Origin of the sequence: Alsobacter ponti (assembly GCF_024294805.1) — a bacterium.
Taxonomy (GTDB): Bacteria; Pseudomonadota; Alphaproteobacteria; order Rhizobiales; family Beijerinckiaceae; genus Alsobacter; species Alsobacter ponti.
Genome location: NZ_JANCLU010000008.1, coordinates 156,621 through 178,092 on the forward strand (window position 1 = coordinate 156,621; position 21,472 = coordinate 178,092).

Annotated in this window: 15 protein-coding genes; 6 read left to right on the plus strand and 9 right to left on the minus strand. The window is 71.7% G+C overall.

Going from position 1 to position 21,472, the window contains the following annotated elements; translation table 11 throughout:
• Positions 1-105: 105 nt before the first annotated feature.
• Both NK718_RS10490 and clpB read right to left on the minus strand, forming a co-directional pair.
• On the minus strand, positions 106-1,179 hold the full coding sequence (locus tag NK718_RS10490; RefSeq protein WP_254741493.1) for a heparan-alpha-glucosaminide N-acetyltransferase: 1,074 nt from the start codon (positions 1,177-1,179) through the stop codon (positions 106-108).
• Positions 1,180-1,327: 148 nt separating this feature from the next.
• Positions 1,328-3,961 (minus strand): ATP-dependent chaperone ClpB, encoded by a 2,634-nt coding sequence (clpB, locus tag NK718_RS10495; RefSeq protein ID WP_254741496.1) that lies wholly within the window; start codon positions 3,959-3,961, stop codon positions 1,328-1,330.
• 192 nt (positions 3,962-4,153) lie between these two features.
• Between clpB and NK718_RS10500 the strand changes: the two genes are divergently transcribed.
• On the plus strand, positions 4,154-4,924 hold the full coding sequence (locus NK718_RS10500) for an MOSC domain-containing protein (protein WP_254741499.1): 771 nt from the start codon (positions 4,154-4,156) through the stop codon (positions 4,922-4,924).
• A 5-nt stretch (positions 4,925-4,929) separates the two neighbouring features.
• Here the strand turns inward: NK718_RS10500 and NK718_RS10505 are convergent, their stop codons facing one another.
• Both NK718_RS10505 and ubiG read right to left on the minus strand, forming a co-directional pair.
• Complete coding sequence (locus tag NK718_RS10505) at positions 4,930-6,060, minus strand: SDR family oxidoreductase (protein WP_254741502.1); 1,131 nt, start codon at positions 6,058-6,060, stop codon at positions 4,930-4,932.
• A gap of 95 nt (positions 6,061-6,155) precedes the next feature.
• Complete coding sequence (gene ubiG, locus NK718_RS10510) at positions 6,156-6,899, minus strand: bifunctional 2-polyprenyl-6-hydroxyphenol methylase/3-demethylubiquinol 3-O-methyltransferase UbiG (RefSeq protein WP_254741505.1); 744 nt, start codon at positions 6,897-6,899, stop codon at positions 6,156-6,158.
• Positions 6,900-7,083: 184 nt separating this feature from the next.
• Between ubiG and NK718_RS10515 the strand changes: the two genes are divergently transcribed.
• The 5 genes from NK718_RS10515 (at position 7,084) to NK718_RS10535 (ending at position 14,379) form a co-directional block, all read left to right on the plus strand.
• Positions 7,084-8,319: an aspartate kinase gene (locus NK718_RS10515; protein WP_254741508.1), complete on the plus strand. Its 1,236-nt coding sequence runs from the start codon at positions 7,084-7,086 to the stop codon at positions 8,317-8,319.
• Positions 8,320-8,586: 267 nt separating this feature from the next.
• Positions 8,587-10,854, plus strand: a complete 2,268-nt coding sequence (gene ptsP, locus NK718_RS10520; RefSeq protein WP_254741511.1) for a phosphoenolpyruvate--protein phosphotransferase — start codon at positions 8,587-8,589, stop codon at positions 10,852-10,854.
• A 51-nt stretch (positions 10,855-10,905) separates the two neighbouring features.
• Positions 10,906-12,003 (plus strand): peptide chain release factor 1, encoded by a 1,098-nt coding sequence (gene prfA, locus NK718_RS10525; protein ID WP_254741513.1) that lies wholly within the window; start codon positions 10,906-10,908, stop codon positions 12,001-12,003.
• The gene (gene prmC / locus NK718_RS10530) at positions 12,000-12,926 is read left to right on the plus strand and encodes a peptide chain release factor N(5)-glutamine methyltransferase (RefSeq protein WP_254741516.1); all 927 of its coding nucleotides are present in this window, start codon (positions 12,000-12,002) and stop codon (positions 12,924-12,926) included. The genes prfA and prmC overlap by 4 nt, the downstream gene beginning before the upstream one ends.
• Positions 12,927-13,428: 502 nt before the next feature.
• Positions 13,429-14,379: a DUF4167 domain-containing protein gene (locus NK718_RS10535; protein ID WP_254741518.1), complete on the plus strand. Its 951-nt coding sequence runs from the start codon at positions 13,429-13,431 to the stop codon at positions 14,377-14,379.
• Between the two features lie 152 nt (positions 14,380-14,531).
• On the opposite strand, the gene NK718_RS10540 is transcribed toward NK718_RS10535, so the two are convergent.
• The 5 genes from NK718_RS10540 to NK718_RS10560 form a co-directional block, all read right to left on the minus strand.
• Positions 14,532-15,116: a CarD family transcriptional regulator gene (locus NK718_RS10540; RefSeq protein ID WP_254741520.1), complete on the minus strand. Its 585-nt coding sequence runs from the start codon at positions 15,114-15,116 to the stop codon at positions 14,532-14,534.
• A gap of 416 nt (positions 15,117-15,532) precedes the next feature.
• On the minus strand, positions 15,533-15,871 hold the full coding sequence (gene fdxA / locus NK718_RS10545) for a ferredoxin FdxA (protein WP_254741523.1): 339 nt from the start codon (positions 15,869-15,871) through the stop codon (positions 15,533-15,535).
• A 272-nt stretch (positions 15,872-16,143) separates the two neighbouring features.
• Positions 16,144-16,452, minus strand: a complete 309-nt coding sequence (locus NK718_RS10550) for an RNA-binding S4 domain-containing protein (RefSeq protein WP_254741526.1) — start codon at positions 16,450-16,452, stop codon at positions 16,144-16,146.
• 6 nt (positions 16,453-16,458) lie between these two features.
• Positions 16,459-19,863, minus strand: coding sequence for a helicase-related protein (locus NK718_RS10555; RefSeq protein WP_254741528.1), 3,405 nt, complete (start codon positions 19,861-19,863; stop codon positions 16,459-16,461).
• 676 nt (positions 19,864-20,539) lie between these two features.
• Complete coding sequence (locus NK718_RS10560; RefSeq protein WP_254741530.1) at positions 20,540-21,388, minus strand: DUF3108 domain-containing protein; 849 nt, start codon at positions 21,386-21,388, stop codon at positions 20,540-20,542.
• Between the last annotated feature and the right edge of the window lie 84 nt (positions 21,389-21,472).

Here is a 21,472-nt window from a genome sequence, read left to right on the forward strand (position 1 = left end):
GCTGCGGGGTTCCGGGGACGGGCGGACGAGGTCCGCCCTCTGGGTCCGGGGAACGGGGCGGGCGGGATGCCCGCCCGGCTTCGCGAATGGGTTGGGCGTGAACGCCTACTTGGCCGGCTCGGGCGCGGGCGCGGATTCGGCGGGGGAGTCGTCCATCTCCTGCCCCTTGCACATCAGCGCCGCGTCGCGGATGCGGAGGCGGTCGGCGTCGCTGGCGCGTCCCGCGAGCGAGCGGCCGGGAATGTCGGTGCCGGCGAGTTCGTTCGCGATGCACTGGCAGCCCGCCGCGCAATAGGCGGCGTCCGCGCCGGCGCCGCGGCATTCGGCGATGCAGGCTTCGACGAAGCGGTCGACCCGGGCGCCGGGCGCGGGCGCCGTGGCGCGCACCGGCAGGCCCACCGCGACGGCGAGCGACAGCAGCCCGAACAGAGCGGGCTGATGCACGAGGTAGATGACGAGGCTGTGCCGCCCGGCCCAGCGCAGGCCGCGCGACACCGGATCGGCGGCGGCCCAGCGCGCCAGCGCCGCGTCGAGCCCGGCCGCCAGGGCAAGCCGCGCCAGCGCCACGCCGCCCAGCACGACGCCGAACCACGGGAAGATGGGCTCGAAGTCGTTGGTGCGCGGCAGCGAGGCCGAGAGCCCGAGCCACCACCAGGCCGGGCCGTCCAGCGTCGTCGAGAACACGAAGGCCGGCAGCGCGAGCACGATTGCGGCGACGGCGGCCGTGAGCCAGACCGGCGCGCGCACGAAGGGCAGCGCCAGCACGCTCGACACCGCGATGCAGTGCAGGATGCCGAAGAACACGAAGCTGTCGGCGTCCATCATCCACGTCGACAGCGAGACCAGCAGCGCGCCGCCGGCGACGAAGGCGAGCCGCGTCAGGAACGGCCCGCGCCGCACCCCGTCGCGGTGGGCCAGCACGAGGCCGACGCCGACGAGCGCGAGAAAGCTGCCGGCGATGAGCTTGGCGAAGAGCCGCCAGGCCGGGTCGATGCCGGCCTTGAGGCCGATGACGCCGAAGAACCCGAGGTCCCAGGTGAAGTGGTAGATCACCATCGCCACGATGGCGACGCCGCGCGCCACGTCGATGGCGGGGATGCGCGGCGTTGCGGCGGGGAACAGGGGGACGCCGGGCGCGGCGGCCGGCGGCGGGGGGAGGGTCGGCTGCGGGGCGGACATGCAGCCTGTCTACGCGACGCCTCGGCCTCGCGCTACTGGGGGTCCGTGACGGAGGGCGCTCGCGGCGGCCGCGCGACGAAAAAACCCCGCCGGAGAGTCCGGCGGGGTTCGACGGTCGGGGCTCGCGCCCGGCTGGGCGCGGCGAGGCTCAGTTCAGCAGCGCGCCTTTCGGCGGAGCGGCCTCCGGGGCAACGATGACGTCGCCGATCAGCAGGCCGTCCGGACCGGCGGTGACGCTCAGCCGGTCGCCGTCCTTGACGCGCCCGGACAGGATCAGCTCGGCGAGCGGGTCCTGCACGTTCTTCTGGATGACGCGCTTCAGCGGACGCGCGCCGTAGGCGGGGTCGTATCCCTTGGCGCCGAGCCAGTCGCGCGCCGAGGGGTCCAGCTCCAGCACGAGCTTGCGCTCGTCCAGCAGCGCCTGCAGGCGCTTCATCTGGATGTCGACGATCGCCCCCATCTGCGCCCGCTGCAGCCGGTGGAACAGGATGATCTCGTCCACGCGGTTCAGGAACTCGGGCCGGAAATGCGCGCGCACCTGCCCCATCACCAGTTCGCGCACCGCGTCGGTGTCCTCGCCCTCGCGCTGGTTCACCAGATGCTCCGACCCGAGGTTGGAGGTCATGATGATCAGCGTGTTGCGGAAGTCCACGGTGCGGCCCTGGCCGTCGGTGAGGCGGCCGTCGTCGAGCACCTGGAGCAGGACGTTGAACACGTCCGGGTGCGCCTTCTCGACCTCGTCGAACAGCACGACCTGGTAAGGCCGCCGCCGCACCGCCTCGGTCAGCGCGCCGCCTTCCTCGTAGCCGACATAGCCGGGAGGCGCGCCGATGAGCCGCGCGACGGAGTGCTTCTCCATGTATTCCGACATGTCGAGGCGCACCATGGCGGTCTCGTCGTCGAACAGATAGGCGGCGAGCGCCTTGGTCAGCTCCGTCTTGCCGACGCCGGTCGGGCCGAGGAACATGAACGAGCCGATCGGCCGGTGCGGGTCCTGCAGCCCGGCGCGGGCGCGCCGCACCGCCGTCGAGACGGCGGCGACCGCCTCGGCCTGGCCGACGACGCGGGTGGCGAGCTGGTCCTCCATCTTGAGCAGCTTGTCGCGCTCGCCCTCCAGCATCTTGTCGACCGGCACGCCGGTCCAGCGGGAGACGACCTGCGCGACGTCGTTGGCCGTGACGGCCTCCTCGACGAGCGCGCCGTCGGCCGCCTTCGCGCCCTCCTTGCCCTCCAGCTCGGCCAGCTTGCGCTCGATGTCCGGGATGACGCCGTAGGCCAGCTCGCCGGCGCGCTGGTACTCGCCCTTGCGCTGCGCGTTGGCGAGGTCGGTGCGGGCCTGCTCCAGCTGTTCCTTGAGCTTCTGGGCGGAGCCGAGCTTGTCCTTTTCGGCCTTCCAGCGCGCGGTGAGCGAGGCGGAGCGCTCCTCTAGGTCCTTCAGCTCGCCCTCGAGCCGGCCAAGCCGGTCGCGGGAGGCCGCGTCGGTCTCCTTCTTCAGCGCCTCCTGCTCGATGCGCAGCTGCACGATGCGGCGGTCGATCTCGTCCAGCTCCTCGGGCTTGGAGTCGACCTGCATGCGCAGGCGGGCGGCGGCCTCGTCGACGAGGTCGATGGCCTTGTCCGGCAGGAAGCGGTCGGTGATGTAGCGGTTCGACAGCGTGGCGGCGGCGACGATGGCGCTGTCGGTGATGCGCACGCCGTGGTGCAGCTCGTACTTCTCCTTCAGCCCGCGCAGGATCGACACCGTGTCCTCCACGGTGGGCTCGGAGATGAAGACCGGCTGGAAGCGCCGTGCCAGCGCCGCGTCCTTCTCGACGTGCTTGCGGTACTCGTCCAGCGTGGTGGCGCCGACGCAGTGCAGCTCGCCGCGGGCGAGCGCGGGCTTGAGCAGGTTGGAGGCGTCCATCGCGCCGTCGGCCTTGCCGGCCCCGACCAGTGTGTGCATCTCGTCGATGAACAGGATGACGCCGCCCTCGGCCGCCGTCACCTCGTTGAGCACGGCCTTCAGGCGCTCCTCGAACTCGCCGCGATACTTCGCGCCGGCGATCAGCGCCCCCATGTCGAGGGCGAGCAGTTGCTTGTCCTTGAGGCTCTCCGGCACGTCGCCGTTGACGATGCGCAGCGCCAGGCCCTCGGCGATGGCGGTCTTGCCGACGCCGGGCTCGCCGATCAGCACGGGGTTGTTCTTGGTGCGCCGCGACAGGACCTGGATGGCGCGGCGGATCTCCTCGTCGCGGCCGATCACCGGGTCGAGCTTGCCGTCGCGGGCGGCCTGGGTGAGGTCGCGGGCGTATTTCTTCAGCGCGTCGTAGGCGTTCTCGGCCGAGGCGTTGTCGGCGGTGCGGCCCTTGCGCAATTCGTTGATGGCGGCGTTCAGGCCCTGCGGGCTGACGCCGGCCTTGGCGAGGATCTTGCCCGCCTCCATATCCTTCTCGGTGGCGATGGCGAGCAGCAGGCGCTCCACCGTCACGTAGGAATCGCCGGCCTTCTGGGCGATCTTCTGGGCGGTGTCGAACAGCCGCACGATGTCGCGGGTCGCCTGCGGCTGCGACGCCGCGCCGGAGACCTTGGGCATCTTGGCGAGCGCCATGTCGACGAGGCGCAGCGCCTCCTTCGGGTCGCCGCCGGCGCGCGCGATCAGTCCGGCGCACAGCCCCTCGCTGTCGTCCAGCAGCGCCTTGAGCAGGTGCTCGCCGGCGAGCTGCGGATGGCCCTCGCGCATGGCGATGGTCTGGGCGGACTGCACGAACCCCTTGGCGCGGTCGGTGTACTTCTCGAAATCCATGGTGCTCCTCCTGCGGCCGCGCCGACCGCCCCCCCCGCCCGGCCGCCGCGCGGACAAGACCGCTTGCGGAAACCCTCGCGGGGATTAAAGCACGGACGGCGCTCCAATCGCGCGGAACCCTCCAGGAGGCGTCCCGCGCAGCTTATGTGGGTGTGTCATTTTCACAACGTAAGAGGCGAGGGCGAGAATTTCATGACCACGGACCGGGCCTCCATCGTCGCCATCCAGCGCTACCCCGTGAAAGGCCTCTCGCCGGAGCCTCTGGCGCGCGTCGCCGTCACGCCGGGCGACCCGCTGCCGCACGACCGCCGCTACGCCGTCGAGAACGGCCCGTCGGGGTTCGACCCCGCCGCGCCGCGCCACCTCCCCAAGGTGGCGTTCCTCATGCTGATGCGCAACGAGGCGCTGGCGCGGCTCGACGCCCGCTTCGACCCCGCCACGACGACCCTGACCGTCGCCGAGGGCGGACAGGAGCCGTTGCGGGCGGACCTGTCGACCACGGAGGGTCGCGACGCCGTCGCGCGCCTGCTCGAAGGCGTCGCCGGGAGCCAGATGCGCGGCCCCGCCCGCGTTCTGGAGGCGCCCGGCTTCAGCTTCTCGGACACGCCTCGCCGCGTCGTCTCGCTCATCAACCTCGCCAGCGTGCGGGCGCTGGAGCAGCGCATGGGCGCGCCGGTGGACCCGCTGCGCTTCCGGGGCAACCTGCACCTCGAAGGACTGCCGCCTTGGGGCGAGTTCGACCTGCTGGACCGGGAGTTGGCGACCGCCGCCGGCGTGCGGCTGCGCGTGGTCAAGCGCATCCAGCGCTGCGCGGCGACGCAGGTGGACCCGGTGACCGGCTTCCGCGACCTCGACATTCCCGGCGCGCTGGACCGCTTCTACGGCCACACCGATTGCGGCGTCTACGCCGAGGTGGTCGCGGGCGGCGAGCTGGCCGTCGGCGACGTGCTGGCCGCGCAGTAGCGCCGTCACGGGCCGGTGTGCCAGTTGTCCTCGCGAGACGGATCCTCCTCGCGCCGGCCCGCGACTCCGGTCGGACGCGCGGGCCGATAAGGGGGCGTCGGGCGGGCGGGGGCCGGGCGGCCGGCGTCGCGCCGCCTCCCCGCGCCCATCAGGGCTGACGCCGCCGCGGCGACGCCCGCCGCCACCACCAGGCTCGCCACCGGGTGCAGCGCCGCGCGGGTGTAGAGGCTGCGGTTGAACACCGGCCCGGGCTGATGTCCGCGCACCTCGCCGCCGTGGCGGGTCGGGCGGTGCAGCGCGCCCTCGGGGTCGTGCGCCTGCCCCGGCCGCAGCTGCTCGCGCACGGCGCGCGTCTCGCCGTACATGTCCATCATGCGCGGCGCGAGCGTCCCCAGGCCGGTCATCAGCCGTCCCGCGCCGCCGACATAGATGTCGCGCGCCGGGTGCTCCGCCGCCTGCAGGATGGCGTAGGCTGCCTCCTCCGGCGCGTAGGCGGGGGCCGGCAGGCGCGGCTCGTGGCCGGTGTAGTTGCGCGCGTTCTGCGGGAACGGCGTGTCGATCGAGGTGGGCTTGATCAGCGTCACCGACACCGGCGCGCCCTCCTCCTCCAGCTCCATGCGCAGCGCGTCGGTGAAGCCCTTCACGGCGTGCTTGCTCGCCGCGTACATGCCCTGGATCGGGAGCGAGACGTCGGAGGCGACGCTGCCGAGGTTGACGATGGCCCCGCCCTTGCGCCGCAGATGCGCCGCCGCGACGGTCGAGCCGTGAACCACGCCCCAGAAATTGGTGTCGAACAGGCGGCGGTGGTCGTCGTCGGTCACCTGCATCAGCCGTCCCCAGATCGACACGCCGGCGTTGTTGACCCATGTGTCGAAACCGCCGAAGCGGCGCATCGCGGCCTCGCAGGCCTGCTGGACGTCTTCGCGCCGCCCGACATCGCCCTGCACGATCTCGACCTGCGCGCCGCCTCGCTCGAGGTCGGCGGCGACGTCCTGCAGGGCCGGTCGGCCGCGCGCCATCAGCACCAGCCGCGCACCGCGCCGCGCCGCCTCGCGCGCCGTGGCGAGGCCGATGCCGCTGGTCGCGCCGGTGATGACGATGGTCTGTTCGGATAGGGGCTTGAGGGACACGGCCATGCGCGGGTCCTCCTGATGCTTGCGGGGAGGGGTCCCGCCCGCAACGCCCCGGTTCCCGGCGATGTTCCCCGCGCGCGGGCTCGCCGGCCGGCCGTTCAGGCGCTGGCGCACACCATATAATTGACGCCCGTGTCGGAGGAGAGCCGCCACGTCCCTTCCAGCGGGTTGAACGCCACGCCGGTCTCATCGCGCACCCGCAGGCCGCCGCGCGCGATGGCCTCGGCCAGCTCGTCCGGGGTGACGAACTTGTCCCACTGGTGCGTGCCGCGCGGCAGCCAGCCCAGCACGTATTCGGCCCCGACGATGGCCAGCGCGAAGGCGCGCAGCGTCCGGTTCAGCGTCGCCATGAAGAGCTGGCCGTCCGGCTTCGCCGCCGCGCAGCAGGCGGCGACGAAGGCGTCGACGTCCGTCACGTGCTCCACCACCTCCATGGCGAGCACCACGTCGAAGCGGCTGCCCTCGGCGACGATCTTCTCCACCGTCGACTGCCGGTAGGTGACCGCGACGCCCGAGCGCTCGGCGTGCAGCCGCGCCACCTCGACATTGGTGGGGGCGGGGTCGATGCCGGTGACGTCCGCGCCGAGCCGCGCCAGCGGTTCGCAGAGCAGGCCGCCGCCGCAGCCCACGTCGAGCACCGACACGCCCGCCAGCGGCTGGCCGGAGCGCGGGTCGCGCCCCAGCCGCTCGGCCACGCGGTCGCGGATGAAGGCGAGCCGCACCGGGTTGAGGCGGTGCAGCGGCTTCATCGGGCCGGAGGGGTCCCACCACGTGCGCGCCAGGCGGTCGAAGCGCTCGACCTCGCCGGCGTCCACCGAGCCGCGTGCAGGGGAAGCGTCCATCGTCCTCTCCGTCGTCCTCTCCGCCGGCGCGGCGGGCCGATGCCCGATTCGCGCCCGGCACGCGCCAAACCGTTGACAGTCTAGACCGTCGCCGTCATGAGTGTGCGCCCTTTTCCGATGCCGGGCCGCGCGGCGCAAGGCCGTCGACTCCCGGCGCAACGCAACGAAGAAGCCCGAGAGCCCGATGGCCCGTCTCGTCATGAAGTTCGGCGGCACCTCGGTCGCCACGATCGAGCGCATCCGCAACGTCGCGCAGCACGTCCGGCGCGAGGTCGAGGCCGGCCACCAGGTGGCGGTGGTCGTCTCGGCCATGTCGGGCAAGACGAACGAGCTGGTCGCCTGGTGCCGCGAGGCTGCGTCGCTCTACGATCCGCGCGAGTACGACGTCGTGGTGGCCTCGGGCGAGCAGGTCACGTCCGGCCTGCTGGCCATCGTGCTGCAGGGCATGGGCATCAAGGCGCGCTCCTGGCAGGGCTGGCAGATCCCGCTCACCACCGACGACGCCCACGGCGCGGCCCGCATCGCCGGGTTGGACGGAACCGGCCTGGAAGAGGGCTTCGCGCGCGGCGAGGTGGCCGTCGTGGCCGGTTTCCAGGGCATTCACGCCGAGACGAAGCGGGTCACGACCTTGGGCCGCGGTGGCTCCGACACCAGCGCCGTGGCGCTGGCGGCCGGCATCCAGGCCGACCGCTGCGACATCTACACCGACGTCGACGGCGTCTACACGACGGACCCGCGCATCGTGCCCAAGGCGCGCCGGCTGGACCGCGTGGCCTTCGAGGAAATGCTCGAAATGGCCTCGCTCGGCGCCAAGGTGCTCCAGGTGCGCTCCGTCGAGCTCGCCATGGTCCATAATGTGCGCACCTTCGTGCGCTCCTCCTTCGACGACCCTGCCAACCCGCAGGCCGGCACCCTCATCTGCAACGAGGAAGACATCGTGGAACAGCAGATCGTCACCGGCATCGCCTATTCCAAGGACGAGGCCCAGATCACCCTCCGCCGCGTCGCCGACCGCCCGGGAGTGGCCGCCTCGATCTTCGTTCCGCTCGCCGAGGCGAATATCAACGTCGACATGATCATCCAGGTCGTGTCCGACGACAGCACCACGACGGACCTGACCTTCACCGTGCCGACCGCCGACTACGAGCGCGCCGTGACGATCCTCGAAGGCGCGCGCGGGGCCATCGGCTTCGGCCAGCTGCAAGGCGCGACCGACCTGGTGAAGGTGTCGGCCATCGGCATCGGCATGCGCAGCCACGCCGGCGTCGCCGCCAAGGCGTTCAAGGCGTTGGCCGAGAAAGGCATCAACATCCGCGCCATCACCACCTCCGAAATCAAGTTTTCGGTGCTGATCGACGCGGCGTACACGGAACTCGCCGTGCGGACGCTGCATTCGCTGTACGGCCTCGACAAGGCCTGACCCGCGAAGGCCTGGCCCGAAGGCCGGGCGGCATACGGAGCCGTAAGAGTTCGAGCCGGGTGCGAAACGGCGCACCGCTGCCTGTGGAAGAGGCAGGCCCTCTGGCATTTCCCATGGTTGCAATGTTAGACGGTCTGCGACGCCGACCGGTCCGGACTTTGCATCGGGGATGGGCGCTGGAGTAAAAAAGGTTCGGGCCTGCGCCTGACCGGAGGAGCTTGATTCGTGTTTCTTCCGTCGAACACGGCCTTGGGTGGGGAATAAGCGATGCGAGGGGCTCTCGGCGGTCCGCGCCTGCTGCTCCGCCGGCTTCGCGAGGTCATGGCGGAGCCGGTCAGCGCCCAGGCTCGCCTCGACAAGATCGTCGTCCTCATCGCCGCCAACATGGTGGCCGAGGTCTGCTCCTTCTATGTGCTGCGCTCCGACCAGACCCTCGAGCTCTACGCCACCGAGGGCCTGAACCGCGACGCCGTTCACCTGACGACGATGAATGTCGGGGAGGGCCTGGTCGGCCTCATCGCCCAGCGCGCCCAGCCGCTCAACCTGCCGAACGCCCAGTCGCACCCCGCCTTCTCCTACAAGCCGGAGACGGGCGAGGAGATCTACCAGTCCTTCCTCGGCGTGCCCGTGCTGCGCGCCGGCAACACGCTCGGCGTGCTCGTCGTTCAGAACCGCGCCCACCGCCTCTACTCCGAGGAGGAGGTCGAGGCGATGCAGACGACGGCCATGGTGCTGGCCGAGATCATCGCCTCCGGGGAGCTGCAGCAGCTCGCCCGCCCCGGCACCGACATCGCCCTGCGGCGGCCGATGAGCCTCACCGGCGAGTGCCTGTCGGAGGGCGTGGGCCTCGGCTACGTCGTGCTGCACGAGCCGCGCGTCGTCGTCTCCAACCTCATCGCCGACGATCCGGCCAAGGAAGCGGCGCGCCTCGACGCCGCCATCGACGGGCTGCGCAGCCACATCGACGCGCTGATCGAGCGCGGCGACGTCGCCCATGGCGGCGAGCACCGGGAGGTTCTGGAAACCTTCCGCATGTTCGCGCACGATCCCGGCTGGCTGCGCCGCCTGCGCGAGGTCATCCAGTCCGGCCTCACGGCCGAGGCGGCGGTGGAGCGCGTGCAGTCCGACAACCGCGCCAAGATGATGCGGCAGACCGACCCGTATCTGCGCGAGCGCCTGCACGACCTCGACGAACTGGCCAACCGCCTGCTGCACCGCCTGGTCGGCCGCGACCTCGTCGGCGGCCAGACCGTGCTGCCCGACAACGCCATCCTGGTGGCGCGCTCGATGGGCCCGGCCGCGCTGCTCGACTACGACCGGTCTCATCTGCGCGGGCTCGTGCTGGAGGAAGGCGGGCCGACCAGCCACGTCGCCATCGTGGCGCGCGCGCTCGGCATCCCGGCCATCGGCGGCGTCGAGAACGTCACCAGCCTCTCCGAGGCCGGCGACGCCATCATCGTCGACAGCGGCGCCGGGCAGGTGCTGCTGCGGCCGCAGGCGGACGTCGAAGGCGCCTTCCGCGAGAAGGCGCGGCTGCGCGCCCGCCGGCAGGAGCAGTACCGCAAGCTGCGCGACCTGCCCTGCGTGACCCGCGACGGCGTCGACGTGGCGCTGCATCTCAACGCCGGCCTGATGGTCGACCTGCCGCATCTCGCCGAGACGGGAGCGGCCGGCATCGGCCTGTTCCGCACCGAACTGCAGTTCATGATCTCCGAGCGGCTGCCGACGATGAGCGAGCAGATCGCGCTGTACCGCTCCGTGCTGGAGGCCGCCGGCAGCCGGCCGGTGACCTTCCGCACGCTGGACATCGGCGGCGACAAGGTGCTGCCCTACATGCGCCAGATGGAGGAGGAGAACCCGGCGCTCGGCTGGCGGGCCATCCGCATCGGCCTCGACAGGCCGGGCCTGCTGCGCGCCCAGATCCGCGCCATGCTCAAGGCCGCCGCCGGCCGCCCGCTCAAGATCATGCTGCCGATGGTGGCGACCGTCGACGAGTTCACCCGCGCAAAGGACCTCGTGGCGCGCGAGCGGCTGCACCTCGACCGCCACGGCTACGAGCCGCCCTCCGACCTGCGCCTCGGCGTCATGGTGGAGGTGCCCTCGCTGCTGTTCCAGATCGAGGAGATCGCGGCGCGCGCCGACTTCCTGTCCGTCGGCTCCAACGACCTGATGCAGTTCCTGTTCGCGGCCGACCGCGAGAACCCGCAAATGGCCAACCGGTTCGACGCGCTGCACCCGGCCTGCCTGCGCGCGCTGCGGCTGGTGGCCCGCGCCGGCGAGAAGGCGGGCATCCCGGTCACCCTGTGCGGCGAGCTGGGCGGCAGGCCGCTGGAAGCGATGGCGCTGCTGGCGCTCGGCTACCGCTCGCTGTCGATGTCGCCCGCCTCGGTCGGGCCGATCAAGGCCATGCTGCTGTCACTCGAGGTGGCGCGGGCGCGCGAAACCGTCGACGCGCTGATCGACGACGCGGGGGGCCTGGCCACCATCCGGCCCCATCTCGCCGAATTCGCGGAGAAGCACGGCGTGCCGGTGTAGCGGGCGCGAAGCCCTTGCCTTCGCCCCGATCTGCGTTCAAGCCTTGCCGCCATGTCCGAGCCCGTCCAGCGCCTCCCGGCCCACACGATCGAAGCGATCCTGTCGCGGCACGCCGTCATCAACGACCGGCTCTCCGCCGGCCCCGACGGCGAGACCTTCGTCACGCTGTCGCGCGAGCTGGCGGAGCTGGAGCCGGTGGTCGGCGCGCTCAAGGCCCTGCGCGCCGCCGAAAGCGAGCTGGCCGACGTCGACGCCATGATCGACGACCCCGGCGTCGACGCCGAGATGCGCGAGATGGCCGAGGCCGAGCGAGACGAGCTGGCCGGCCGCGTCGCCGGTCTCGCCCGCGAGGTGCGGCTGATGCTGCTGCCCAAGGACGAGGCCGACGAGCGCGGCGTCATCCTCGAGGTCCGCGCCGGCACCGGCGGCGACGAGGCCGCCCTGTTCGCGGGGGACCTTTTCCGCATGTACCAGCGTTACGCCGACGCCCGCCGCTGGAAGGTCGAAATCCTCTCGGTGAGCGAGGGGACGATGGGCGGCTACAAGGAGATCGTCGCCGAGATCCACGGCCGCGGCGCGTACGCCAGGCTGAAGTTCGAGAGCGGCGTGCACCGCGTGCAGCGCGTGCCGGAGACGGAGGCGGGCGGGCGCATCCACACCTCCGCAGCCACCGTCGCCGTGCTGCCCATCGCCGAGGAAGTGGACGTGGCGATCGACGAGAAGGACCTGCAGATCGACACGATGCGCGCCCAGGGCGCGGGCGGCCAGCACGTCAACAAGACGGAGAGCGCCATCCGCGTCACTCACCTGCCCACCGGCATCGTCGTGTTCGTGCAGGAGGAGCGCTCGCAGCACCGCAACAAGGCCAAGGCGATGGAGCTTCTGCGCACCCGCATCTACGACATGGAGCGCCAGCGCCTCGACAGCGCGCGCGCCGCCGACCGGCGCTCGCAGGTCGGCTCGGGCGACCGCTCAGAGCGCATCCGCACCTACAATTTCCCGCAAGGGCGCGTCACCGACCACCGCATCAACCTGACGCTGTACAAGCTGCCGCAGGTGATCGAGGGGACGGCGCTCGACGAGCTCGTCGACGCGCTCACCACCGAGCATCAGGCGGCCCTGCTCGCCGCGCAGGAGAGCGCCGCATGAGCGCCGACGGCAAAGGCCCCGCCGCCGGCGGCGGGGAGACGCACGGCATCGCCGCCTCCACCACCCGCCTGGCGGCGCTGAAGACGCTGGGCGAGGTGTTCCGCGCCGCCGGCATCGCCACGGCGCAGCGCGACGCCCGCCTCCTGCTGCTCGACGCCGCCGGGCTGAGCCATCCCGACCTGATCCGCGCGCCTCGCGAGGCGCTCGGCCCAAGGGTCGCGGCCAAGCTGGCGAGCCACGTGAGCCGCCGGCTGACGCGCGAGCCGGTGGCCCGCATCCTCGGCGAGTGGGAGTTCTGGAGCCTCCCCTTCACCCTGTCGCCGGCCACCCTGGTGCCCCGGCCGGACAGCGAGACGGTGGTCGCCGCCGCGCTGCTGGCGCTGAAGGACCGGCGCAAGACCGGGCGCGGCGTACGCGTGCTCGACCTCGGCGTCGGCTCGGGCTGCCTCCTGGTGGCGCTGCTGCACGAGATGCCCGAGGCGACCGGCGTCGGCGCCGACGTCTCGCCGGAGGCGCTGGAGACGGCGCGCTTCAACGCCGCGCGCAACGGCGTCGGCGACCGCGCGGCCTTCGTCGAATCGGACTGGGGCCGGGCCATCGAGGGGCGATTCGACTGCATCGTCTCGAACCCGCCCTACATCGCGAACGCTGTCATTGACGGGCTCGAGCCCGAGGTGCGCGTCCACGATCCACGTCTTGCCCTGGCCGGCGGGCCGGATGGGCTGGCCGCGTATCGCGCCATTGCCGATGCGCTGCCTGCGCTGATGGCCCCCGGCGCGGTGGTCGCCCTGGAGATCGGCTCCGACCAGGACGTGTCCGTGACGGAACTTTTCCGGCAGCGCGGATTTGAGGTGGAAGGCCCATTCGCGGATTTCGGTTCGCGCCCCCGGGCGCTGGTGATCAGGGCCACTGCTTCGGCCTGAGGCGGCCGGCGGGGCCGACAAATTTGCCGGCTCGGGACGAAAATGCTTGGTTTCCGGGCGGAAACCGACTAGTGTCGCGGCAATCGAAACGTCGGACATGGCGTGGCGCGTTTGCGCAAACCGGCTCCGTTGAGAGCACCCCCGCAGTTGAGAGCACTCCCCCGAAGGTGAGCTTCTGGTACTGCGGGAACGATGCTCTCCGGACGACGCATCCGGTCCCGCGAGGGGCCGTGGCGCGAGCGGCGCGGTTCGACAACGGGTCCTGTCCGATTCGCAGTCTCCGGCATGGCCGGCGATGCCGCCGCAGGATCGAGGCGCGGGCCCGGCCCGAAGCCTCGTGCGGCAGGAACGGGCGCAGCATCAACACGCGACTGAGTCGCGGAGCGGAAAAGACGGGCTTGATCGCCTCCAATCGAAAGACCGCCGGCCATGACATCCGCGATCCCATGAGGACGCGCGGCGCGGCGTATTGCTTCAACCAGGGATCTGTGAAGGACGTTCGATGAGACCCAGTCATCAGAACAGCAACAACAAGCGCATGCGCGGCCGCAACCGCAGCGGGGGCGGCGGCGGTGGCGGCGGTGGCGGCAAGGGTCCCAACCCGCTGTCGCGGTCGTACGAATCGAACGGGCCCGACGTGAAGATCCGCGGCACCGCCCAGCACATCGCCGAGAAGTATCTGCAGCTCGGCCGTGACGCGCAGGCGTCCGGCGACCCGGTCGCCGCCGAGAGCTACTGGCAGCATGCCGAGCACTATCTGCGCCTGATCGCCGCCGCGCAGGAGCAGTACCGCCAGCAAAATCCGTCCTATCGCCCGTATGAGCCGGTGCAGGACCAGGACGACGACGACATGGACGAGGGTGCGCCCTACCCGGCAACCTCCCAGGGCCAGCCGGAGCCTCGCTTCCCGCAGCAGCCCCAGGGCGAGGGCGACGAGCAGCCGCAGCAGCGCTTCCAGCCGCGTGAGCCGCGTGAGCAGCGCGACTTTCAGCCCCGCCAGCAGCGCGAGCAGCGCGATTTCCAGCCCCGCCAGCCGCGTGAGCCGCGCGACTACCAGCCGCGCGAGGGCGAGCAGCCGCGCGAAGACCGCGAGATGGGCCAGCGCGGCGAGGGCTTCAGCCGCCGCGAGGACCGTTTCCCGCGCCGCCCGCGCTTCGAGCGCCAGGAGGGGCCCCGTCCGGAGTTCCCGCGCAACGACCCGTCGCGGCTGGAGCAGCCCCGGCTGGAGCAGCCGCGCGCCGAGCAGCCCCGCGCCGCCGACCCCGTCGAGGCGAGCCTGCCGGCGTTCATCACCGCTCCGGTGCGTGCGCCGGCTTCGGTGGAGGCCGAGCCGGTCGCGCCCGCGCCCGTCGCCGATGAGGCCGGGACCTTCCCGCTGCGCGCCCGCCGCCGCCGCAAGCCGCGCGCCGACGAGGCCGCCCCAATTCCGGACGACGCGCCCGCCGGCGAGTAAGCCTCAGGCGTCCGACAGACTAAAAAACCCGCCGGGGCGACCCGGCGGGTTTTTTGTCGCCGCGGCGAGGCGGCGCGTGAAAATGGGGGCGGCGCATAAAAAATCCCCGCCGAAGCGGGGATTTTGATGGTTCAGCCGGTGGTCGAAACCGCTCAGGCGGCCTCGACCTCCTCCTGCTCCTCGTCCAGGTCGGCGGCGGCCTCGGCCGCCTTGCCGCGCTTCGGCGACTTGGCCAGCTGCGCCTCGATCAGCTTCAGCGCCTCGCCCTCGTGCAGCCGGTTCACGGCGGCGACCTCGCGGGCCATGCGGTCGAGCGCGGCCTCGTAGAGCTGCCGCTCCGAGTAGGACTGCTCGGGCTGGGCGTCGGAGCGGTGCAGGTCGCGCACCACCTCGGCGATGGCGATCAGGTCGCCCGAGTTGATCTTGGCTTCGTATTCCTGGGCGCGGCGCGACCACATGGTGCGCTTGACCCGGGCGCGGCCGGTGATGGTGTCGAGCGCCTTGGCGACGAGGCCGTTCTCGGCAAGCTTGCGCATGCCGACGGTGGCGGCCTTCGCGGTCGGCACGCGCAGCGTCATCTTGTCCTTCTCGAAGGAGATGACGAACAGCTCGAGCTTGAAACCGGCGACTTCCTGCTCATCGATCGAGACGATCTGCCCGACGCCGTGGGCGGGATACACCACGTACTCGCCCATCTTGTAGCCATGCCGCGTCGTATTCTTCTTCACGTTCGTCATGTGCAGGTCATCTCCTCGTGCCGGGCGCTCGCCCGGTTACTCGACGGCCGGATCGCTCCGGCGCTGCAGGCGGGTCGGACTCTATCGTCGCTCGCGACGCCTGGTTCCCCACACGCGACACAAAAAGCGGGCATTCCGTCAGGGGACGGCTCGGATCACCGCTGATCGTGCTAATGGGTCCGGTCCGGTCTTGTCAGGGCTGACCGGGGATGCGGAGGGTATGGCGGGCGGCTGACAGTATCGACCACCAAAAATGCATATCACAAAAATGGCGGTGAATCAAAAGCAATCGCCATCGGCCCCGCCGAAGCGGGTCCTCGCGTCCCGGTTGCGTCGTCAGGACGGCGCACATGATGGCCCGACGGCGGCCCGCGTCAAGGGCGCGGGCGGGCGGGCGGGATGGCGCTCAGGCCCGCTCAGTCGCCCTCGCCGGGCTCCGGCGAGAAGTACTTGTCGAGCTTGCCCGCCTCGCCGTCGTGCTCCTTGGCGTCGGCCGGCGGCTCGCGCTTGATCGTGATGTTGGGCCAGGTCTTGGCGTATTCCGCGTTCAGTTTCAGCCACTTGTCCAGGCCGGACTCGGTGTCGGGCTTGATCGCCTCGGCCGGACACTCGGGTTCGCACACGCCGCAGTCGATGCATTCGTCGGGGTGGATGACGAGCATGTTGTCACCCTCGTAGAAGCAGTCGACGGGACACACTTCCACGCAGTCCATGTACTTGCACTTGATGCAGTTCTCGACGACCACATACGTCATGTCGGGCTCCGGGTCCGGAACGAGGCCGGCGGCGCGGGTGAGTGGGCCGCCATCTGCTAGCCGAGTTGACCTTCGGTGGCAAGGCTCGCCGCGGGTCCGTGGAGCCCCGCATTCGGCGCATGGCTGGGCTGCCCGTTCCCGTCGTATTCTTTCGAACGCCGATGCGAAATCCGCATCTTCGGGCGCACTTCCGCGCAATGTTCGCGCCGGAACGGCCAAGTTCGAGCCGAACGTTCCGCCGTCATTGTCGAAAAACGCCTGTTCGAGCCGAATTAGCCCGAAACGTCCTCGTAGAGCCCCTGCGCTTCCGGAAAGGAGCCACGCCGTTCGGCCGCCGACAGCACGCGGACCACACGCGTGGCGTGCGGCAGGGCGAGGGTGAGGACGTCGCCGGGGCCGATGGGCCGCGCCGGGTTGGTCTGGCGCTGGCCGTTGAGGCGCACGCGGCCGGCCTCGATCAGCTCGTTGGCGAGGCTGCGGGTGCGGGCGAAGCGGGCGTAGACCAGCCACTTGTCGAGGCGCTGGCGTTCGGCGGCGGGTTCCGCCGAAGGCCTGTCGCGTCCCGTGTCGCGGCCCTTCACGCGCGCTCAGCCCTTCTGCTTGGCCTCGAGCTCGGCCTTGAGGGCGAGCAGCTTGGCGAAGGGCGAGTTGGGGTCGGGCGCCTTCTCGCGCGGGGGGCGGTCGCCCCATTCGCGCGCCGGGCGCTCGCCGCCGCGCGGGCCGCCCTTGCCGCCTCCTCCGAACTTGCCCTGGCCGGGCTTACCCTGGCCGGACTTGCCCTGGCCGGGCTTGCCGCCGCGGAAACGGTCGTCGCGGCGCGGCCCGCGATCCTGGCGCGGCGCTTCCCCTTCGGGACGCTCCGGCCGGGCGACGGCGGGATTCTCGCCTTGCGGACGCTCCCCCTGGGGACGCTCACCCTGCGGCCTGTCTCCCTGGGGCCTGTCCCGGCGGCGGTCGCCCCGGTTGTCGCCCTGCGGACGGCCGTCCCGGCGGGGACCGCGCGCCTGGCGCTCGCCGGCCTCCTCGGGCCGGCCGTGCGGGCGGCCCGGCCGGCGGTCGCGGCCATGGCGGCCGGGCTGGTGGCGATGTTGCCGCCAGATCTCGATCAGGATCGGCTCGGCCGGCTCGGCGGTCGCCTCGTCGGCCCCGGTGGTCGCGGCCTGTTCGGGCGCGGCCTCGTCCGTCGCCGACGGCTCCGGAGCAGCCTCTTGCGAAGCCGTCTCTTGCGGAGCCGCCTCCTGCGAAACAGCCTCCTGCGCAACGGCTTCGGCGGGCGCGGCCTCGGCGCTCAGCCCGTCGGGCGCGGGGGCCTCGGCGGCAGGTTCCGGTTCGGCGGCGGTCGGCTCGGGCGCGGCCTCGTCCGTCGAAGCCGGCTCGGGCGCGGCCGCTTCCGACTCGACCGCTTCCGACTCGACCGTCTCCGGCGCGGCCTCGGAGCTCAGGCCGTCCGGGGCCGGCTGCGCGGCTTCCTCGGGCGCGGGCGCGGCCGATTCGGCGGGCGCGGCCGCCGGCGCGGCGGGGGCGGCGAGCGGGACGGTGATCGCCGCGCCGGCGCGCTTCTCGGAGACGTAGCCGAGCGAGCGCAGGATGGAGGCGAAGTCCTCGCCGGCGCAGCCGCACAGCGAGGTCATGGCGGTGGTGACGACGAAGCCGTCGCCGTCCGCCGCGCCGGGCGGCGGCTCGCCCTGCGTCGCGCCGGGCCGGTAGTGGATGGCGGGGCGGATCAGGTCGGCCAGCCGTTCCAGGATGTCGACGCGCACGGCGCGCTCGCCGCAGACGCGGAAGCCGGCGGCGCGGTAGAGGCCCTTCGGGGCTTCCTTGTCGACGGGGATCGAGGTGCGGCCGGAGGCGGCGAGGTGCAGGATGTCGTCCAGCCCCTTCACCTCCGCGCCGCCGTGCTTCAGCGCCCAGAGCTGGGCGGCGAGGCCGCGCGGCGCGGGCTTCAGCAGGGCAGGCACGGTGAGGTGGTACGCGCCGAAGCGCACGCCCATGTTGCGTAGCCCGGCGCGGGCGTCCTGGTCGAGGCCCTTGACGTCGTCGGCGACGCGCGAGCGCTCCAGCACGCCGAGCGCCTCGGCGATCTGGAAGGCGAGGCCGCGCGCGATGCCGCTCAGCGTCTCGGCGTTCTCCAGCTTCACCAGCGGGCCGAGCAGTCTGTCGACATGGGCCTTGAGCCAGAGGTCGAGGCGGGCCTGCGCCTGCTCCCGCGCGCCGGCGCCCAGATGCTCGTCGGCCAGCAGGCGGACGCGCGGCTCCAGCAGCTTGTCGCCGGCGGCGAGCCGTCCCACCACCTCGCCCTGCCAGCGCAGCGCGCCGTCGTTGGAGAGCACGAAGTGGTCGTCGCTGGCGCCCGAGAGCCGCGCGGCGCGCGTCTCGATCTCGCCTGCCAGGGCCTTCACCGCCGCGTTGCGCAGCGCCTTGGCGTCCGGGCCGCCGGCCTGCGGATCGGGGGCGAACTGGAACCCCTGCAGGCGACCGACGTGGTGGCCCTCGACGAGCACATCCCCCGCCGCCGTGATTTCAGCCTCGAGCATGGCGTTCTCTCTCAGACGGCGCAGCAGCACGCTGGTGCGCCGATCCACAAACCGATGGGCCAGACGCTCGTGAAGCGCATCCGACAGCCTGTCCTCTACCTGACGGGTGACGCCCTGCCAATGCTCAGGATCGGCGAGCCAGTCCGGCCGGTTGGCCACGAAGGTCCATGTGCGCACCTGCGCGATGCGCGCCGACAGCGCGTCGATGTCGCCGTCGGTGCGGTCGACCTCCGCCACCTGGCGCGAAAACCAGTCGGTGGAGAGCCGCTTGTGGCGCATGAGCTGGCGGTAAATCGCGCCCACCAGCTCGGCATGAGCCTGCGGGGCCACCTTGCGGTAGTCCGGCACCTGGCAGGCTTCCCACAGGCGCTCCACGGCGGCCGGGCTGGTGGCGAAGGCGCGCGTCTCGTCCTCGCGGCCGACGATCTCCAGCGCCAGCAAATCGTCGGCGGCGAGCGCGCGGGTCAGCCCCGGCTCGGTCGGCAGCCGCTCCAGCGAGGCGATCAGCGCCGCCACGCTGGAGAAATCGAGGTCCGGGTTGCGCCATTGCAGCACGCCCAGCGGGTCGAACACGTGGTCCTCGAGCTGGGTCACCAGCTCGGGCTCGAACGGCTCGCAGCGCCCCGTGGTGCCGAACGTGCCGTCGCGCAGATGGCGGCCGGCGCGCCCGGCGATCTGCCCCAGCTCGGCCGGCGTCAGGCGGCGGTGCATGGCGCCGTCGAACTTGCGGTCGGCGGCGAAGGCGACGTGCTCGAGATCGAGGTTCAGCCCCATGCCGATCGCGTCGGTGGCGATCAGGAAGTCGACGTCGCCGTTCTGGTACAGCGCCACCTGGGCGTTGCGGGTGCGCGGCGACAGCGCGCCCAGCACCACCGCAGCGCCGCCGCGCTGGCGGCGGATCAGCTCGGCGATGGCGTAGACCTCCTCGGCCGAGAAGGCGACGATGGCCGAGCGGCGCGGCAGGCGGGTGATCTTCTTCTCGCCGGCGAAGCTCAGCGTCGAGAGCCGGGGCCGCGACACCACGCTGACGCCGGGCAGCAGCTGCTCGATCAGCGGCTTCATGGTGGCCGCGCCGATCAGCAGCGTCTCGGCGCGCCCGCGCATGTTGAGCAGCCGGTCGGTGAACACGTGGCCGCGGTCGCGGTCGGCGGCGAGCTGGATCTCGTCCACCGCCACGAACGGCACGTCGAGGTCGCGCGGCATCGCCTCGACGGTGGCCACCCAGAAGCGCGCGCCCGGCGGCTTGATCTTCTCCTCGCCGGTGACGAGCGCCACCGCCTCGGGGCCGACCCGGTCGACGACGCGCTGGTACACCTCGCGCGCCAGCAGCCGCAGCGGCAGGCCGATGAGCCCGGCGTTGTGGCCGATCATCCGCTCGATCGCGAGGTGGGTCTTGCCGGTGTTGGTGGGGCCGAGCACCGCGGTGACGCCGCGGGACCGGACGGAAGGAGGAAGCATACGAAGCACTATGACCGAACCTTGCAGACGGGCCGCCCCGGCCCGAGGCGACGACCCCGCGCGGCCCTTGTATCACGCCGGGACGCCGCGCGGGCGTCTCTTTCACGACCCGAACGCGATGCGAACGAATCGCGCCCGAATCGCTGACTCGCACTGAGTCTTCGTTCGTTCTCTACAAGATGTAGGCCGCGTCCCGCCGAATCACACCAGCGCCCCGTCCTGAATCCCTGAAAGTTTTTCCGCGCCTCGACCAAATAATTCCGGCGCGATGCGGGTGGCCAAGACTCAGCCAACGTCGCGAGACTCGGGTCATGGTTAACGGAACACTGACATCCGCCGCGACAAGACTCGGCTCCGCGTTCACGCTTCGACAAAACCGCGAACGGAGGCGGCACGAATCGGCGAACGCACGTGGTGCGTCGCGTCGCCGCAAGGCGGCGGGCACGGCGAAGCAGAAGGCGGGAGGGCAGGCCGACCGGCGCCGGCGGGCGGGCGCGAGCCGGCCGCTTAACGCGGAACGTGCCATGGCGGGACGCCGTCATGGTCAACCGAATCTGAACAGGTCCCGGAGAAAGCGACCCAAAGCGGGGCAGGCGCGCGCGGCGGCGGCGCGAAAGGCGAACGAATCCCGTCCGAATCGCGTCGCGCCGTTAAGCACGTTGCCGGGGCGGCGGAGTCAATTCTTGCTGGCGGTGAGCTTGGTCGCCTCGATGACGGCGGTGCCGATCATGGTGCGCACGGAGATCTTGTAGGGCAGCAAAGCGCGCGGTCCCTCGAAGGGCGCGAGCCACACTTCCATCTCCTTGTTCTCGGCCATGAACTGCGTCGCCTTGCGGCTGGCGCGGTGCCCGGCGATGGGCGTGTAGCGCGCCGAGCAGACGAGCACGTCGCCCGAATAGCCGGGCACGCTGACCTTGCGGGTGGCCGAGTAGCTGAGCTTGACGTCGAACCGGCCGGCCCCGTCGAACACCGGGATGGTGCGCTCGCAATTGGCGCGGTCGAGCAGTCCGTTGCCGGGCGGGGGCGACATCAGGAGCGCGCTGATCGGATCGACGACGTTGCGCGTGTGGCTCTCCTGCAGCGGCACGCGGTCCGGGCGCGGCTCCAGCGGCGGCTCGATCTCCAGGTTGGCGACCGAGCCTCCGTTCAACGCCATGCGCACGGAGACCGTGTTGTCGCCGCCGCCGGAGACGAGCGCGTAGGTGGCGGGCGACACCTTGCCGCCGGTGGCGCTGCCGGTGGCCGCGCCGGCCCCCTTGCCGCTGGTGAGCATGCCGGCAAGGCCCGTCATGCGCGCCTTGACGTCGAGCTTGTAGGCGTCGCGGTTGAAGGTGGCGGCGAGCTGCGCCGTGCCGATGGGCAGGCTGGCGAGGCTGATGCCGTACTGGATCTCCACCGCGTCGGCCGCCCGCGCGGCGGACACGGCGAGCGCGAAGGACGCGACGCCGAGCGCCAATGCGCGGCGGCGGCCACGGGCGGCGAGGAAGAAGCCGGGCAAGAAGCCGTTGAGGAAGGGCGAAGGCATGATCGCGCGGGCTGGTCTCGTCGGGCCGCCGCTCGCCGGCAGGCTTGGTCAGGTTGAACCAATGTCGGCCGGAAAGCGACTGTT

Excerpts from the sequence above, each read along its gene's own strand:
- NK718_RS10490 (WP_254741493.1), bottom strand. The coding sequence starts at position 1,179 with ATGTCCGCCCCGCAGCCGACCCTCCCCCCGCCGCCGGCCGCCGCGCCC.
- clpB (WP_254741496.1), bottom strand. The coding sequence starts at position 3,961 with ATGGATTTCGAGAAGTACACCGACCGCGCCAAGGGGTTCGTGCAGTCC.
- NK718_RS10500 (WP_254741499.1), top strand. The coding sequence starts at position 4,154 with ATGACCACGGACCGGGCCTCCATCGTCGCCATCCAGCGCTACCCCGTG.
- NK718_RS10505 (WP_254741502.1), bottom strand. The coding sequence starts at position 6,060 with ATGGCCGTGTCCCTCAAGCCCCTATCCGAACAGACCATCGTCATCACC.
- ubiG (WP_254741505.1), bottom strand. The coding sequence starts at position 6,899 with ATGGACGCTTCCCCTGCACGCGGCTCGGTGGACGCCGGCGAGGTCGAG.
- NK718_RS10515 (WP_254741508.1), top strand. The coding sequence starts at position 7,084 with ATGGCCCGTCTCGTCATGAAGTTCGGCGGCACCTCGGTCGCCACGATC.
- ptsP (WP_254741511.1), top strand. The coding sequence starts at position 8,587 with ATGCGAGGGGCTCTCGGCGGTCCGCGCCTGCTGCTCCGCCGGCTTCGC.
- prfA (WP_254741513.1), top strand. The coding sequence starts at position 10,906 with ATGTCCGAGCCCGTCCAGCGCCTCCCGGCCCACACGATCGAAGCGATC.
- prmC (WP_254741516.1), top strand. The coding sequence starts at position 12,000 with ATGAGCGCCGACGGCAAAGGCCCCGCCGCCGGCGGCGGGGAGACGCAC.
- NK718_RS10535 (WP_254741518.1), top strand. The coding sequence starts at position 13,429 with ATGAGACCCAGTCATCAGAACAGCAACAACAAGCGCATGCGCGGCCGC.
- NK718_RS10540 (WP_254741520.1), bottom strand. The coding sequence starts at position 15,116 with ATGACGAACGTGAAGAAGAATACGACGCGGCATGGCTACAAGATGGGC.
- fdxA (WP_254741523.1), bottom strand. The coding sequence starts at position 15,871 with ATGACGTATGTGGTCGTCGAGAACTGCATCAAGTGCAAGTACATGGAC.
- NK718_RS10555 (WP_254741528.1), bottom strand. The coding sequence starts at position 19,863 with ATGCTTCCTCCTTCCGTCCGGTCCCGCGGCGTCACCGCGGTGCTCGGC.
- NK718_RS10560 (WP_254741530.1), bottom strand. The coding sequence starts at position 21,388 with ATGCCTTCGCCCTTCCTCAACGGCTTCTTGCCCGGCTTCTTCCTCGCC.